The 15,842-nt window shown below is 44.9% G+C and carries 15 protein-coding genes; 12 read left to right on the top strand and 3 right to left on the bottom strand.

Going from position 1 to position 15,842, the window contains the following annotated elements; translation table 11 throughout:
- Positions 1-47 precede the first annotated feature (47 nt).
- The 6 genes from QT987_RS06890 to QT987_RS06915 all read left to right on the top strand — a co-directional run bounded on the left by QT987_RS06890 (position 48) and on the right by QT987_RS06915 (position 4,392).
- On the top strand, positions 48-1,097 hold the full coding sequence (locus QT987_RS06890; protein WP_333238452.1) for a DUF1611 domain-containing protein: 1,050 nt from the start codon (positions 48-50) through the stop codon (positions 1,095-1,097).
- A gap of 43 nt (positions 1,098-1,140) precedes the next feature.
- On the top strand, positions 1,141-1,782 hold the full coding sequence (locus QT987_RS06895) for a type I restriction endonuclease (protein ID WP_333238454.1): 642 nt from the start codon (positions 1,141-1,143) through the stop codon (positions 1,780-1,782).
- Positions 1,783-1,791: 9 nt separating this feature from the next.
- Entirely contained in the window at positions 1,792-2,307 is a 516-nt protein-coding gene (locus QT987_RS06900) for a cupin domain-containing protein (RefSeq protein ID WP_333238456.1), read from the top strand.
- On the top strand, positions 2,304-2,774 hold the full coding sequence (locus QT987_RS06905; protein WP_333238458.1) for a GNAT family N-acetyltransferase: 471 nt from the start codon (positions 2,304-2,306) through the stop codon (positions 2,772-2,774). The genes QT987_RS06900 and QT987_RS06905 overlap by 4 nt, the downstream gene beginning before the upstream one ends.
- Positions 2,775-3,703: 929 nt before the next feature.
- On the top strand, positions 3,704-3,991 hold the full coding sequence (locus QT987_RS06910; protein ID WP_333238460.1) for an NfeD family protein: 288 nt from the start codon (positions 3,704-3,706) through the stop codon (positions 3,989-3,991).
- A gap of 113 nt (positions 3,992-4,104) precedes the next feature.
- The gene (locus QT987_RS06915; RefSeq protein ID WP_333238462.1) at positions 4,105-4,392 is read left to right on the top strand and encodes an NfeD family protein; all 288 of its coding nucleotides are present in this window, start codon (positions 4,105-4,107) and stop codon (positions 4,390-4,392) included.
- 172 nt (positions 4,393-4,564) lie between these two features.
- Here the strand turns inward: QT987_RS06915 and QT987_RS06920 are convergent, their stop codons facing one another.
- On the bottom strand, positions 4,565-5,710 hold the full coding sequence (locus QT987_RS06920; RefSeq protein ID WP_333238464.1) for an Rpn family recombination-promoting nuclease/putative transposase: 1,146 nt from the start codon (positions 5,708-5,710) through the stop codon (positions 4,565-4,567).
- Positions 5,711-5,873: 163 nt separating this feature from the next.
- Here QT987_RS06920 and QT987_RS06925 point away from each other — a divergent pair, with 163 nt between their 5' ends.
- The 3 genes from QT987_RS06925 to QT987_RS06935 all read left to right on the top strand — a co-directional run bounded on the left by QT987_RS06925 (position 5,874) and on the right by QT987_RS06935 (position 9,565).
- Positions 5,874-7,388 (top strand): hypothetical protein, encoded by a 1,515-nt coding sequence (locus QT987_RS06925; protein ID WP_333238466.1) that lies wholly within the window; start codon positions 5,874-5,876, stop codon positions 7,386-7,388.
- Positions 7,389-7,696: 308 nt separating this feature from the next.
- A complete protein-coding gene (gene glyQ, locus QT987_RS06930; RefSeq protein ID WP_333082767.1) occupies positions 7,697-8,575 on the top strand; it encodes a glycine--tRNA ligase subunit alpha in 879 nt (292 codons plus the stop codon).
- A 222-nt stretch (positions 8,576-8,797) separates the two neighbouring features.
- A complete protein-coding gene (locus tag QT987_RS06935; RefSeq protein WP_333238468.1) occupies positions 8,798-9,565 on the top strand; it encodes an ATP-binding cassette domain-containing protein in 768 nt (255 codons plus the stop codon).
- A 168-nt stretch (positions 9,566-9,733) separates the two neighbouring features.
- Here the strand turns inward: QT987_RS06935 and QT987_RS06940 are convergent, their stop codons facing one another.
- Both QT987_RS06940 and QT987_RS06945 read right to left on the bottom strand, forming a co-directional pair.
- The gene (locus QT987_RS06940) at positions 9,734-11,005 is read right to left on the bottom strand and encodes an MFS transporter (RefSeq protein ID WP_333238470.1); all 1,272 of its coding nucleotides are present in this window, start codon (positions 11,003-11,005) and stop codon (positions 9,734-9,736) included.
- 420 nt (positions 11,006-11,425) lie between these two features.
- The gene (locus tag QT987_RS06945; RefSeq protein WP_333238472.1) at positions 11,426-11,938 is read right to left on the bottom strand and encodes a DUF2808 domain-containing protein; all 513 of its coding nucleotides are present in this window, start codon (positions 11,936-11,938) and stop codon (positions 11,426-11,428) included.
- Between the two features lie 583 nt (positions 11,939-12,521).
- Between QT987_RS06945 and QT987_RS06950 the strand changes: the two genes are divergently transcribed.
- From QT987_RS06950 to QT987_RS06960, 3 genes are all read left to right on the top strand, one after another.
- The gene (locus QT987_RS06950; protein ID WP_333238474.1) at positions 12,522-13,670 is read left to right on the top strand and encodes a Re/Si-specific NAD(P)(+) transhydrogenase subunit alpha; all 1,149 of its coding nucleotides are present in this window, start codon (positions 12,522-12,524) and stop codon (positions 13,668-13,670) included.
- A 292-nt stretch (positions 13,671-13,962) separates the two neighbouring features.
- Entirely contained in the window at positions 13,963-14,256 is a 294-nt protein-coding gene (locus QT987_RS06955) for an NAD(P) transhydrogenase subunit alpha (protein WP_106150865.1), read from the top strand.
- Positions 14,253-15,662, top strand: coding sequence for an NAD(P)(+) transhydrogenase (Re/Si-specific) subunit beta (locus QT987_RS06960; RefSeq protein ID WP_333238476.1), 1,410 nt, complete (start codon positions 14,253-14,255; stop codon positions 15,660-15,662). The genes QT987_RS06955 and QT987_RS06960 overlap by 4 nt, the downstream gene beginning before the upstream one ends.
- Positions 15,663-15,842: the final 180 nt, after the last annotated feature.

Below are 15,842 nucleotides of genomic sequence, written 5' to 3' on the forward strand. Positions count from 1 at the left end.
TTAGATTGAAGCTAAAATCTAAAATCGCCCGTCTCAAAAGTGAACCAATGACTAAAAACTATCCGATCAAAAAGGGTAAAGTTGCAATCCTGCTGCACGAGGGAATTCTCGGTTCTTCCGGCAAAACAGGTTTAGCATTTTTGCGCTACAGCGAAGCACAAATTGTAGCAGTAATAGACCGCCAATGTGCCGGACAATCTTTACCTGAATTAACTGGCATTCCTCAACAAGTACCGATAGTTGCTTCCGTTGCAGAAGCACTGCAATTTGCGCCGGATATTCTGCTAATTGGTATCGCTCCTTCCGGCGGTGTTTTGCCTGCGGAATGGCTGCCAGAAATTAATCAAGCGGTAGCAGCAGGTTTGTCAGTTGTCAACGGTTTGCACGCGAAACTTGCACCTTTGATAACAGTTCCGTTAACCGAAAATCAATGGATTTGGGACGTGCGTCAGGAACCGAAATCTGTCGGTGCGATCGCCTCTGCTGCTGCTGCTAAATTAAGCTGCCGCCGCGTGTTAACTGTGGGCACAGATATGAGCGTCGGCAAAATGTCAACCAGTCTGGAACTTAATCGCACTTGCTTGCGGCGAGGTTTGCGTTCCAAGTTTTTGGCAACGGGACAAACGGGTTTAATGATTGGAAATGAAGGCATTCCTTTGGATGCAGTGCGAGTTGATTTCGCCGCTGGTGCTGTCGAACAAATGGCGATCAAATTGGGTTCTGAATGCGATATTCTGCACGTAGAAGGGCAAGGTTCGCTATTGCATCCGGGTTCGACGGCGACTCTGCCGCTGTTGCGGGGTTCGCAGCCAACTCACTTAATTTTAGCGCACCGAGCCGGACAAACTAGCATTCGCAATCACCCGCACGTATCGATTCCCAGGTTATCAAAAGTAATTGAATTGTACGAAATGTTAGCTGCTGCTGCGGGTGCTTTTGCAGGGGGAAAAGTGAGCGCGATCGCCCTCAACACTCATCACTTAAATGAGGCTGATGCGCTGTTAGCAATAGCTGAAGTTCAAGCAGAAACGGGATTGCCTTGTACCGATGCGGTAAGGTTTGGCGCGGAGGTGTTGTTGGAGGCGATCGACAGTTGATATGCTAGAATACATACCAACTAATAAATAACTAGATAAAACTATGACACCAAGCATTCAAGCAAAAACACTGACCCTGCACGATGTCAAAACAAAATTTAACTTCCAACTTTGTGAAGACGAGCAATTCTTCCGGGAGTGGATTGACGATTTACCAGAAATTACTGATGAAGAAAAGCGATATCTAGACAAAGTAAAGGCTGGCTATACTAACAGTGCCGACCACTCCATGATAGAAGATACCGTAAAAATGGTGGTACTTGCTCCATTGCTCTTTTTAGCAGATTTATACCTGAATCCATTTCATATAGAAGCAGAAAAATCGGTGGAACTTGTCACCGTGGATGAAGGTATACTTGTCAGGGGAAGTATTGATGTTCTGCTTTTAATTGAATCTTTTTGGGTGGTTGCTATCGAAGCGAAGCGAGCACAATATTCCGTTGAAGCTGGACTTCCTCAGTTACTATTTTATATGCTGAATGACCCCAGTCCAGAACCAGTAACATTTGGGCTTCTGACAAATGGTAGCAGTTTTCGATTTATCAAAGTGACCAAAGGAGACATACCGGAGTATGCCGTGTCTAAACTTTTCGATATTGGGAGTCCAGGAAACGAACTTTACGAAGTGTTTCGCATTTTGAAGCGGCTAGCGGGTATAATTTCCAGTAACACCTCTTCTACTTAAATACATACTATGGAACTAGATTCTGAAAATAACAATAAATTTAGTAAAGCTCACTTTGACTTTAAGAATTTGCCCCAACTCACCAACCCTTGGCGACAGCTAAATCTGCAAGGAGTAGCTTTAGGTTTGATTCGCTTGCCGGCGGGCGAGGGCTACACCTTTACTCACAGCCACGCAGAACAAGAAGAAGTTTATATTGTAGTTGAAGGCAAGGGTCTGATGGTTGTAGATGGGGAACTATTGACACTTGAGGGCGGCGATATTGTGAGAGTTTCTCCCGCAGCAAAGAGAGCATTAAAAGCTGCTGACAATACAGCTTTATTTGCGATCTGTACTGGAGGATTGGCCGCAGGTTATCCCAAGCAACCCAACGCGCGCTATCTGATAGATGATGGAATTCCCGATTATGACGATGTTCCGCCTTGGTATGAGGGAAATCCCGAAATTGCCGAGAGAAATGCACGGTTAAAAGAAAGGATGTTGAAAGCCCAAGCCAAACGAGACAGCCAACAGGAATCATCATGAATGAAAGTTCTTTTTCGTTGCCGCCACAATGCGTCCTCCGCCCAGCCTCAGCTCAAGACATCAAATCAATTAGAAGGTTAGTTTGGAGCGCCAAACTCGATCCAACTCAGTTGCGCTGGCAGCAATTCTGGGTCATCGAATGCGAGGGAAAATTGGCAGCTTGCGGGCAGTTGCGGAACTTTGCGGGCGCGCAAGAATTGGGCAGTTTGGTGGTGGCGAAAGATTGGCGCGATCGAGGTTTGGGAAGCTACCTCACAAAATATTTAATTCAACAAGCTACAGAACCGCTATATTTAGAATGTTTGGGAAAGCGACTCGCATCATTTTATACTCGCTTTGGCTTCGTAGAAGTTTCCGTACAAGAATTGCCGCAGTCGCTTAAATTCAAGTTCGGTTTGTCTCAATTAGCTAAAACTTTATTCAGAATTCCTGTAACAATTATGCAGTATCAAGCAGGTTGTCTCTAATTATGACTTTTATGAATTTAAGATTCTGAATTTATGAATGGATTTTAAGTTCGACCTGTTCAATAATTGGATAACAGGGTGCGATCGACCTGCATCGAGCAAAAACTCCTACCGCCTCCTGATATCTGCGTCAGTCTCGATCGCCTATTGTCTATGCCTAAATAGGTAGGTACACCTCAATATCGCATGGGGAGGGTGGGTGAGTTGCCAAGTTTACTTGCTTATATCATTGATCCGCTTACGGGCCCCTAATGGCGCACTGGCTGTCAGAAACCGGGTTTTTAGAGGTTTGGTGCGTCAGTTACGGACTAGATATTTATGGATATTCCTGATTGGGCGATCGAGATTGCGTAAGTTCATAATTCACTGTTTGCGGTAGTCCAGTTGGCTAAATTGGCACAGCTACAAGCGTGATATTTAGGCAAAAACCTTTATAAAATGGTTGTTTGCGGGTTTAGGAGTGTCATGTGCCAGTACCAGACTCGGAAAGTGGACTGGCGATCGCACCACAGACATTCGACTCCTGGCAAATTAGTAAATGTAAAGCAAGTGAGTCACAACCCAATCAAAAAATTCAACCAAAAAATTCAACCCAAAAATAAAACATCTTCACAGCAGCAGTAATGCGGAATCAGCCAATCTCTAATGTAGCTAACAACATCTACCCTTAAGGTAAATCCCACCAACTGCTCAACCATGAAATCCTTAATTCAATACCTCGGAATTACTGGATTTATACTCCCCGCAACCGCTTCGCAAATCCCCTCAACATTTCAAAAATTCTTTGCCTTTTATCCTGATAAAACCACGGAAGGCAGGAACAATGAAATATCAAGGCAATCAATCTTAACCGAGGAAATGCAGCCTCTCAAATAGCATAAACACACAATTACACATCCCCATATTTTAACACCACAGGAGTAAATATCATGTTCAACGTAGTAAAAGCTTTCGGCTCGATTTTCTCTACCCAAGGATACAGCGCCGCTAACAATATGCTCATCAAAAATTACGTCAACACCAATTTTAACTATTTCAACGAAGAAGCAGTCGTCGATGAATCGATTTACCCGAATCAAACAGGTCGCGTCCGCTTCCAAGGTAGCTGGTGGCCCGCACGGTGCGATCGCCAAATCACCCTCACACCTGGAGACACGGTTTATGTCATCGGCGTTGATAACATCACTCTGTTAGTTTCCCTCGCTCCCGCAGACTAAATCAGAGCATGAACAACCTGGTAATCAATTTCAACCAGGAAATGCTACTGTTCAAAGAACACAAAATAGGCGATTAAACTTCGATATATATTAACACAAAAGGAGTCAAGAAAATGTTTAACGTAATAAAAGCTTTCGGTTCTATTTTTTCCTCTCAAACTTACAGCACAGAAAAGAATATGTTAATCGACAACTACATCAACACCAATTTTAACTATTTCAACGAAGAAGCAGTAGTTGATGAATCGATTTACCCGAATCAAACAGGTCGCGTCCGCTTCCAAGGTAGCTGGTGGCCCGCACGGTGCGATCGCCAAATCACCCTCACACCAGGAGACACGGTTTATGTCATCGGCGTTGACAACATCACTCTGTTAGTTTCCCTCGCTCCTGCAGACTAAACTAGAAAGTAATCTCAACTTTTTCACTGTCAGAACCCCGACTAATTCAAGAAGTCGGGGTTCTGACTGTTCTGTTTTTTCGTGGCAATTTGGCTTAAATAACCCCTTTATTTCTTAGCCCGCGAAGGCGGGCTTTGTTTGTGTAGTAGCGGTTTCAACCTCCGAATTATAGCTACAATAAAATGGCATTTTTGAGAGCTTGTTTGTTGAGGCGATCGCCAATTTGAGATTCGCTACTTTCTCCGCTGACTGCTGCTTTTTCGGATGCCTTAGCGATCGGCGGTAGTGGTTCGAGGAGTTGGGCTTGAGCTTCCTGAATTGAAGGGTAATTTTCAGCCCAGGATGAAATCGCTTCTGAAAGGAGATCTATCTCATCGGATAAGGGTTCAATTAGCTGCGCTAGTTCGGTTAATTGTTCGGCCCCGAAGAGCGATCGCTGCTGAGTTAATAGTTCGATAAATGAGTCGATATTTTGTTGGGGGAGTGACATCGATTCCCGTTGGATTTTGTTAATTGTTTGGCGAACAAATTCGAGAGACAAATCTAATAATTGCGCGATCGTCTCTAAATTCATTCCAAACGCGATCATCCGACGAATGGCTTCTAACTTCGCCTGCCGTTCACCTTGTTCGAGTCCTTGTTCGAGTCCTTCTTCTAAACCTTCTTGCTTGACTTCCTGGTAAAATCGAGTTTGTCTGAGTTCGCTTAAATTCAACATGGCGGCAATTTCCTCGCGGCTTTTCTGGGGGAGTTTGTAGACGATAATTGTTTCGATGAGGTTAATTAAATCGCGTTGAACGGTGGGATCGGATATCTGTTGTCGGGCCATTGCGATCGACTGCCGTGCTTGTTCTGCTGCTGTCTCTGCTGGCTCGATTACCAGTTTAACAACTTTCACTCCCAGCGATCGATCGGCGGCTTCTGGCAATTCATCAAGGTAAATCCGTTGGACGCGCTGACTGGTTAAGAGTTCCTGAAATTGCAGCATCTGTTCGTGTTCGATGCGGCGATTGGGATAGATGACAACGACGCGCCAAGGATTGAGGGGTTTGTATTGTCGCAGATAGAGAAAGAGTTCGCCAAAGATGCGGTAGTACAAGTCGGCATCGGGTTGAAACTGAACTTCAGCTAAGTAAAATGGTTTTTCAGGTTCTTCGGTTTTGGGGAGAAATAACCCGTCGATGCGGAATGCGAGTTGTTTGATTTCGCGGGAGGTGAATTCATAGGCGGTGGCTTCGTCTGGGGAACGATCGATCAGTTCAAAGAAGAAGCGGGGAAATTCCTGAAACAGGCTGTAGAAAATGGTGTCTGTTTTCATGAGTTGTCGATGCGAATCCAAGATGGGTACTATACCATGCCAAGCGGTTTTTCTTAATTTGTGCTATGATTTAAATTGTTAAGCTGTGTGGTATTAAAGCATACCACCTACTTAATCAACCTCATAATTTCAACAGGATTATTTACTCTCTAGAGACCCCAGTATGGAACTTAAGAACCAGTTTAGTTTTTCAGGAATATTTAAGAAGTTTCACGAAGAAGATACTCAGCCGCTCCAAATTAATGACGCTAATATATATTGCCATGTAAACGGCAATATTTTGTTTGAAATGAACTCGCAACTAAATCAAGATATTAGTCAGAAAAGATTTTATGAATCTTCTCCCATTTATCAGTTGAAAGATGTGACAACAGAGCAACTAGATATTCTGCAATTCTGGGAACTCGATGGACTTGAAAGAGAGATGGTTCAACAACCATATGAGGGTGATTACGAGATAGAAGGCAAAACAGTTGAGGGATGGAAAATAAAGGCGATTATTGCTGATGTCAACTTTCAAGTCACGCTTGGGTTTGACAACTCTGAAAATATCGACCAAGAGGGTAAATCTCAAGTTAGACTTAGGGACTTGTACATTGATTACAATTTAGATTCTTTAGAAGACGGAGGAACCCAAGAAATTGTGTATGGTCTTGCAAATATAGAAGTTATACAGAATTTGTCAGCTCAAATTGGAAACCTTGAAGCTGAAATGTGTATTGAGTCCGTTTCAACTAGAGAAAGCACAAATAAAAGTGGTATCTTAAGCGCAGAGATGACACTCAGAAATATTCTTGAAAATGAACAAGATTCCTATGAGACTTATTGTGCTTGGCTCATATCACTTCTTTCACTTGCATCGGGGCATTGCGTTGATAAAATATATAGCATCAAGGGTGTGAGGTATGAGCATTTTCAGATAAAAAGTGAATACTGGTCAGGGAGACAACTACGTAGTGAAGCAAGGGGAATAGCTGTTATACAATCACCTCATTTATATCAATTCATGCAGCAGTGTGCTAAAAATTTGACATGGGAAACCTTCAGCGATAAAGGTGTAGGTTTAGCCTTAAGCTGGTACATTGATACATTTGTTAGCCCTATGGCTGCAGTGAATTTCTTACTTTTATGTACGGTTTTAGAATCCTTAAACAAAAAACATTTGAGCAATGCTAGTAAGAGCCTTCTTCCTACGAATATTTACCGACAAATCAGACACCAGATTTTAAAGGTTGTATCGGACTTCCCGCAAGGTATTAATAACCAAGATGATCTTAAAAAATATAATATTTTTGCGCTTAAAGTTGAAAAGTCTTTTGCTAGTGGTTCCTACAATCAGATAGGAAATTTACGAACTAGCCTCAAGGAAATGTTTAAGACTTATAGTGTGCCATATGAAGACTTATTTCCCGAATTAGAGTTCATAACAATAAGAGACAAGATTGTTCATGAAGGATTTGGTGGAGTGGATGTAGCTCTTGAACTTCGCAAGTTGTCAAACCTAGTTGTGCGCGTATTTCTGGCAATTCTGGGGTATCAGGGTAATTATATGGAGTCTATAAAAATTGAGATAGATGATCCATTGGGACGAAGTAAACACGGATTGATTTGCAGGTCTTTTCCTTTTATTACCTCTGAGGATAACACAGAGTCGAACTCGATCGATACTTGCTCCTAGAAGCTTGGGTGCGCTTAGCCAAAGCTCATGCTTACAAACACTTACAGACAGCAGCAGGAGTTATGTATCCGCCACTTTGCGTCGGTTAGTGACTCAACGCGCCCGATCGCAATGCGAGTATCGATCTAGAAAACATTGCTATTATCCATCGCAATAACTCGATCGATACAATATACCTGAAAAAAGAAGTTAAATATCCAGCGATACGTTCAGTATCTCTTATCTAATTTCGGCACGGTTTATTTGAGTAAACCGTGCCTTGAGTATGCTTAAATAAGTTGAGACACATACTAGCCATATTTAAACCAGTGAATTTTCAATCAGTCATTGCCACCTTAAACAAATTCTGGAGCGATCGAGGATGCCTGATCGCCCAATCCTACGACACAGAAAAAGGTGCAGGAACCATGAATCCCCACACCTTTCTCAGAGCAATCGGCCCCGAACCTTGGTCAGTCGCCTACATCGAACCCTGTCGCCGCCCCACCGACGGCCGCTACGGCGAAAATCCCAACCGCTTCCAACATTACTATCAATATCAAGTTTTAATTAAACCCTCTCCTCCCAACATCCAAGACATCTATTTAGACTCCCTCAGAGCATTAGGAATTAGCCCAGAAGACCACGACATTCGTTTCGTAGAAGACAACTGGGAATCGCCCACCCTCGGAGCTTGGGGCGTCGGCTGGGAAGTCTGGCTCGACGGCATGGAAATCACCCAATTTACCTACTTTCAACAGTGCGGTAGCATTGACTGTCGCCCCGTCTCCATTGAAATTACCTACGGACTAGAACGCCTAGCAATGTATCTCCAAGAAGTCGATGCGATGACGAAAATTCAGTGGAAAGATGGCATCACTTACGGCGACGTTCACCTGCAAGGAGAAATAGAACAGTGTACTTATAACTTTGAAGCTTCCAATCCCGAATTGCTGTTTACTCTATTTGGATTGTACGAGCAAGAAGCTGAACAATTGACAAAAAAAGGATTGGTTTTGCCGAGTCTTGATTATGTGTTAAAATGTTCTCACACTTTTAATTTGCTCGACGCTAGAGGTGTGATTTCTGTAACGGAAAGAACCCGCTACATTACCAAAATTCGTAACTTGGCGCGGCGAGTTGCTCAGCTTTATTTGGAACAGCGCGAAAAGCTGGGTTTTCCTTTAGAAAAATCTGTAAAAGTTTGAGAATGAAAAGGATAACGACACGGATACACGGATGAATTTAGTTGCGATCGTCCTCGACTCATACCAATTTTATAGGTCGTTGCATAGAAGTCCGATCCCCCCTAACCCCCCTTAATAAGGGGGGGACAAGATTCCGATCAAAGTCAACCCCTACTCCCCTTCTTAAGGGGGATTTAGGGGGATCGAAATATGTGCAACTTTTTGGGATTTTTTATGAATTCAATGCCTAATTATTCTGAAAATAATACAGAAACCAATCCTCAACTGCGAATTGACGGGGTAAGCTTGAAAACACCGATCGCCTCAAGTTATTTGTTGGAAAATATATCGTTTCAGGTACACAAGGGCGATCGTGTGGCAATTGTTGGCCCTTCAGGTGCGGGGAAAACAACGCTGTTGCGGCTGCTAAATCGACTCAGCACTCCCACCAGTGGCTCGATTTATCTGGAAAATACAGAATATCGCCAAATACCTGCGATCGAACTCCGCAAACAAATCACCCTCATCCTGCAAGAATCCAAGCTTTTGGGAATGTCGGTGCGAGAAGCATTGGCTTATCCTTTGAAGCTGCGGGGGGTGGCTGCATCAAACATTGCTGAGAGAATTAACGGGGCGATCGAACAACTGCACATACCCCAAGAATGGCTCGATCGCAGCGAATTCCAGCTTTCTACAGGCCAAAAACAGCTCGTGGCGATCGCCCGCGGCATCATCCTACAACCAAAAGTCTTGCTTTTAGATGAGCCAACATCCGCCCTAGACGCCGGAAAAGCCGCCCACCTTTTGCAAGTATTGACACAGCTAACAAACGGCCAAACCACAATTGTCATGGTAAACCATCAATTAGAATTAGCTGAGCAATTTAGCACGCGAATTCTGCATTTACAGCGCGGAAAGCTCATCGAAGATTTGCCCTCTCATCAAATTAATTGGGTGCAACTGCGGCAAAATTTAATTCAAGCTGAAGCTGAAGCCCAACAAGAATGGTGAACTCTGGTTGCGTAATTAATTTGGATGTTTTAACCGCAGAGGGCGCAGAGGGCGCAGAGAAAGAGAAGAGAGAAGTTTACAAATTGTTGAGGGTTGCTAGAGAGACAGTCAGATATTAGCTTTGGGAATTTTGTTTAAGGTTGGCCTTTGTGATTTGACGGTAAATTGTTACTGGGAAATTAAACCCATTTTTTGATAAATTGGCCGAACTAAGTTTTTTAAAGCTGGCAACTGTTTGGTAAAAATTATGGAGCCTACAACACAAATTATTCCTCCAATGATGACTGTATTGGGAGCGCCGATATAATTGGCCAATCCGCCGGCAACTAAATTCCCAAAGGGTGTCACTCCAAAAAATGCCATCGTGTATATGCTCATCACTCTTCCGCGTTTGTCGTCTTCTACAATTGTTTGCAAAAATGTGTTTCCTCCGGCAAATTGGATAATGAAACCAAACCCCACAAACAACATCATGATTAATGAGAGCCACAAGACGTGGGACAAGCCAAAACCTATCAGCCCAAATCCCATAATTGCCGGTGAAATCGCAATCAATTTGCCGAGGCCAACTATACTTTTGCGGGAAATCAAATAAATCGCGCCCGCGAAGGCGCCAACTCCCGAAGATGCCATCAAAAAACCGAGGGTTTCTGCGTCGCCTTGCAGAATTTTGGTGGCAAAAATTGGGACTAAAACTGTGTGGGACATTCCGGCAAAACTGACTAATGCTAATAGCAGTAAAATTGCTCTAATCGGGGGAAACCCGAAGGCATAAACGAATCCTTCTTTTAATCTTTGTAAGGGTTTGGTATTAGTTGCTGCAATTTTTCGGGGCTTGATTTGCATCGCTAATAAGCCTGCAATTACAGCGATGTAGCTGAGCCCGTCAATGAGAAAGCAATAACTTGGCCCGACTGTAGCTATTAGCAAACCTGCAATTGCTGGGCCGATTAATCTGGCGCCGTTGAACATGGAAGCGTTGAGCGCGATCGCATTTGCTAAATCTTCTTTCTTTTCTACAAGTTCCGGTACAAAAGCTTGCCGTGCCGGCGCGTCAAAGGCGTTAATTGCGCCTTGAAAGAAACTCAGTACCAGGATCTGCCAAATGTTAACGACTCCTGTTAGGGCTAAAAATGCTAGCGCTAAGGATTGAACCATTGCTAATATTTGAGTGGCAATTAGGACTCGGTGGCGGTTCCAGCGATCGATTAAAACTCCTGCAAAAGGCAGTAAAATTAATGTGGGGATTTGACTTGTAAATCCGACCACGCCGAGCATCCAAGGTGAATCGCTCAAATTGTAGACAAGCCAAATAGTAGCGACTTGCGTCATCCAACTGCCAATCAGTGAGAGGCCTTGTCCTGCAAAAAACAGGCGATAATTTCTCGATCTCAGCGCTGGAGGAAGTTTTATTGTTTTGATTTTTGCTAGTAGATTCATGCTGCAAGTACGGCTAGAGCAATCCTATTTGATTGGTAAACATTTTTTAGGGGTAGCGCCCCTAAGCCTACCCCTAATTAGCGAAGGGCAACTATCGGGGGACTGCCCCTAGACTCATTATTACCAATCATTGAGAATTGCGATATGAGCCGAAGGTTCTATTTTCACAACTCCCGAAAACTGAGATGTTGACCATTCTCAATAAGCTTTTTATGAACAGGCTTTCCGGCCTGTTCCACAAGAAAATTCACTCTTTGTGGAACAGGCCGGAAAGCCTGTTCTTGAGAATGGTGCAAGATGTGAGGAAAACCAAGATTTGAGGATTGTTAAATTTTTGCTCTCAGGAAAACTATCGCCACATTTAAATTTTTCTGTCGCGATCGCTTGAATAACGAGAAATTCCTTCCCCGAACTCTTCCCTCAATTAATGCTCAACAGCCAAGTACCGAGGTAACGCAGCAAGGGAACATCCCCAGGGGTGCGGATGCGGACGTTGAAATGGTACATTCCGCCAGGGGATGGGTTTCTGACGTTGGAGAGTACAACCTCAACATTGTTGCCGGCGGCAATTGGTTCTGTGGGATAAATTTCTATGAATCGATTTTCTTTGTCCCAGATTACTTCTTGCAATTCTATTGTTTTGTTTTTGACGCGCACTTTAATGTCTTTTTGGTCAAATTCGCCTTTGTAGTAGTCTGGATAGGATATGTTGAGTTGGGCGATCGCCAAACTTACTTTGTTGGAAGGAATTCGCAGCCGATATCTATCGCCACTCATCCCGGCTGTACCGTAATCCAAGCGATAGTTTAATTGGTTGGCGCGTTCGGGGCCGCCGAAAATCGTGAATCCTGGCATGGACTGGGCTAAACTGATGGCGGGTAATCCAGCCACCAAGCAACCTGTAACCGCTAGTGCTGAAAATAATCGTCGCATAACAACTCCTCTAATTAAACTCTTGGTGAACCTTTAATATCGATCGCCCGAAATTTGCGATCGTGCCTACAATATATCGAATGTCTCAGCAATTTGATGAAGGCGAGCCGATTTTAGATTTTAGATTTTAGATTTTAGATTTACTCCCGTCTGCTTTGAGAATGAATCTGGGGGCTGGTTAGAACCCGACGCTTTTCTGTGCCTCCATCCTAAGTCTCCGAAACGCTGAATCTGGGAACCTCCGAACAAATTGCTCGATCGTCAATTATTTTTTGCGTATTTTTTGCGTAATACTGATAACTGACATTCTAACTACAGAATTAGGCGACATAAAATTATATCATAATCTGTGGCTAACTTAACAATTTAGCGAATTTGAATGTATAAGATAAGTTAAAGATACGGGTCGAATTTGGGCGATCGGCTTTAGTATCAACGAGAGAAGTTTAGGGGAACGGCTGCTTCAATGTAAAGCAAGGCATCGGGCGATTAAAAATCGCACTTCAAGAAACCTGCAGAGGCAGGTTTTGTCTGTGTAGGCGCGGTTTCAACCGTCCTAGGAAGGCTTAAATAAGGAGAGTTCATGAAATTAGCGATCGCAAAAGAAATAGCAGCAGGGGAACGCCGGGTGGCTTTAGTACCCGACGCTGTAGCCCGATTAGTCAAACAGGGCGTCGAAGTTTGGGTTGAGGCCGGTGCCGGCGCACAATCCTTTTTCTCGGATCTTGCTTACGAAGAAGCGGGAGCTCAGGTTGTCGCCGATACCGCTAGGCTGTGGGGCGAAGCCGATGTCGTCGTGAAAATCGGAGCCCTGCAAGAATCAGAAGTTCATCAACTCCGGGAAGGAGGCGTTTTCATCGGATTTTTGAATCCTCTGGGAGATCCGGCTTTAGTGCAGCGTTTAGCCGATCGCAAAGTAACGGCCTTCAGCATGGAAATGATCCCGCGCACCAGCCGCGCTCAAAGCATGGATGCGCTGTCATCTCAGGCTAACGTCGCCGGTTACAAAGCGGTACTGATCGCAGCCGCCGCTTTGCCGAAATATTTTCCGATGCTGACAACGGCGGCGGGTACAATTCGCCCCGCGAAAGTATTGGTAATGGGTGTGGGCGTTGCTGGCTTACAGGCGATCGCCACGGCGCGTCGTTTGGGTGCGGTAGTCGAAGCTTTCGACATCCGCCCGGAAACAAAAGAACAAGTGCAAAGTTTGGGCGCTAAATTCGTTGATGTCGAACTCAAGGAAGAAACCGTCGCCGCCGGAGGCTATGCTAAAGAACTATCAGAAGCGGCTAAAGAATACACCCGCCAAGTGCTCACCCAACACGTCAGCGCTTCCGATGCAGTGATTACAACCGCTCAAGTTCCCGGCAGAAAAGCACCTATTTTAGTTACTAGAGAAATGGTTTCTCAAATGAAGCCCGGATCGGTAATTGTTGACCTCGCGGGCGAACAAGGCGGCAATTGCGAATGCACGGAAGCGGGAAAAGATGTTGAATGGAACGGCGTTAATGTCATCGGCCCGATTAATGTGCCTTCGTCGATGCCTGTCCACGCTAGCGAAACTTACTCGAAGAATATCTCCTCTTTACTTCAGTTGATGCTGAAAGATAAGGAACTCAATTTGAATTTTGAAGACGATATCATTGCTGGTGCTTGTGTTGCCCGCGACGGTGAAATTAGTAATCAGCGGGTGCGGGATGCTTTGACGGCTCAGGCTTCAGCCGTCAGTTAGATTCGGTCGTTATGAGGCAAAGTCCGGCAAGGGTTGAAACCCCTGCCTCAAAGCTAAAGTCCTCTGAAGAGGACTGAAGAACTGATTAAATATCTCCCAAAAAGGCTTTTTTTGTTTGGTGACTAGGGCCAGATCCCCCCTAGCCCCCCTTAAGAAGGGGGGAACAAGAAGTATTCAAAGTCCCCCTTCTTAAGGGGGATTTAGGGGGATCGAGACTCGGCAACAAACGAGAGATATAAAGGACTTTAGCGTTAATTTCACACCAATTTCCAATTACCAATTACCAATTGTTATGGCAGAAGGATTGATTGCAGGTTTAGTGGTGTTTACTCTAGCGTCGTTTGTGGGATTTGAAGTAATCAATAAAGTCCCGCCGACGCTGCACACACCTTTGATGTCGGGATCGAATGCGATTTCGGGAATTGCCGTTTTAGGTGCAATTCTGATTTCAGGCCAAGGTAATGTGACTGTTACTTCGATTTTGGGGACGATCGCGATCGCCCTGGCCACAATTAACGTTGTCGCCGGTTTCTTAGTAACCGATCGAATGCTGCAAATGTTCAAGAAAAAAGAGGTTAAAGCGTGAGCGATTTTCTGCCCAGTGGCATTCAACTAGGTTATTTAGTTGCCGCATGTTTGTTTATTATCGGTTTGAAACAGTTGGGTTCCCCTGCAACCGCGCGTCAAGGAAATGTGTTAGCTGCGATCGGGATGTTAATTGCGATCGTCGGTACTTTGCTGGAAAAGCAAGTCATCAGCTACGAATTGATTGCTGTCGGAATTATCATCGGTTCCATTTTGGGAACAATTATGGCGAAAACCGTCGCGATGACGGATATGCCGCAGATGGTGGGTTTGCTTAACGGTTTTGGGGGCGCGGCTTCTGCACTCGTTGCTGTGGGCGAATTCTGGCGCTATCTCAGCATCCCCCAATCGCCAACTCCAGACGCGACAATCACGATCCTTTTGGGTGTGTTGATTGGCGGAATTACTTTCACTGGTAGCCTTGTGGCGTTTGCGAAACTGCAAGAATTGCTACCGGGTGCACCGATGACGTTTCCGCTGCAACAGCCGTTTAATGCCATGCTGGCGATCGCACTTTTAGCCGGCAGCGGTTATATGCTGACGAATCCCGAAAATGTGCCGGTATTCCTGGGTTTGGTGGCGATTTCCAATATTCTGGGAATCATGTTTGTGCTCCCGATTGGCGGTGGCGATATGCCGGTGGTGGTGTCGCTGCTTAACTCTTATTCGGGGATTGCGGCGAGTGTGGCTGGGTTCATTTTGATGAACAATATGCTGATTATCGCTGGTGCATTGGTGGGCGCGTCGGGGATTATTTTGACGCAAATCATGTGCAAGGGAATGAATCGATCGCTTTCTAGTGTGCTGTTTAGCGCCTTTGGTAGCGGTGGTGCTAGTGCTGGGGCTGCTGCTGGGGCTGCTGGTGCGATCGACAAAACTGTTCGCAGCATCAATCTCGAAGAAAGTGCGATGATGTTGGGTTATGCGCGATCGGTTGTAATTATTCCGGGTTACGGGATGGCTGTAGCGCAAGCACAGCACGCGGTGCGCGAGTTAGCCGACGGTTTGGAAAAAATGGGTGTTGACGTGAAATACGCGATTCACCCGGTGGCTGGGCGGATGCCGGGGCACATGAATGTGCTCTTAGCGGAAGCAAACGTGCCTTATCCGCAGTTGTACGATATGGACGATATCAATCCGCAGTTTGAAGAAACGGATGTGGCTTTGGTGATTGGTGCGAATGATGTGGTGAATCCGGCGGCGCGTCACGATACGGCGAGCCCGATTTACGGGATGCCGATTTTGGAGGTTGATAAGGCCAAACATACGATCGTGATTAAGCGCGGGATGAGTGCTGGTTTTTCCGGTGTAGATAATGAGTTGTTCTACAAGGATAAGACGATGATGTTGTTTGGTAGCGCTAAGGATGTGGTTGCCAAATTGGTTTCTGAGGTGAAGCAGTTGTAGGATTTTGCAACCGCAGATGAAGGCGGATTAACGCGGATGATTAAACCCGGTTTCTTGGAGAAACCGGGTTTTTGTTTGGGGTTTGTTTGAGATTGTGTCTGGTTGATTTCCAATGTTGTAGGGGCGGGTTTTACCAACAATAATTGACTAAAATTAATAATCTCGTAAACCCGCCCCCTC

It is taken from the genome of Microcoleus sp. SVA1B4, from assembly GCF_036700545.1.
Lineage (GTDB): Bacteria > Cyanobacteriota > Cyanobacteriia > Cyanobacteriales > Microcoleaceae > Microcoleus.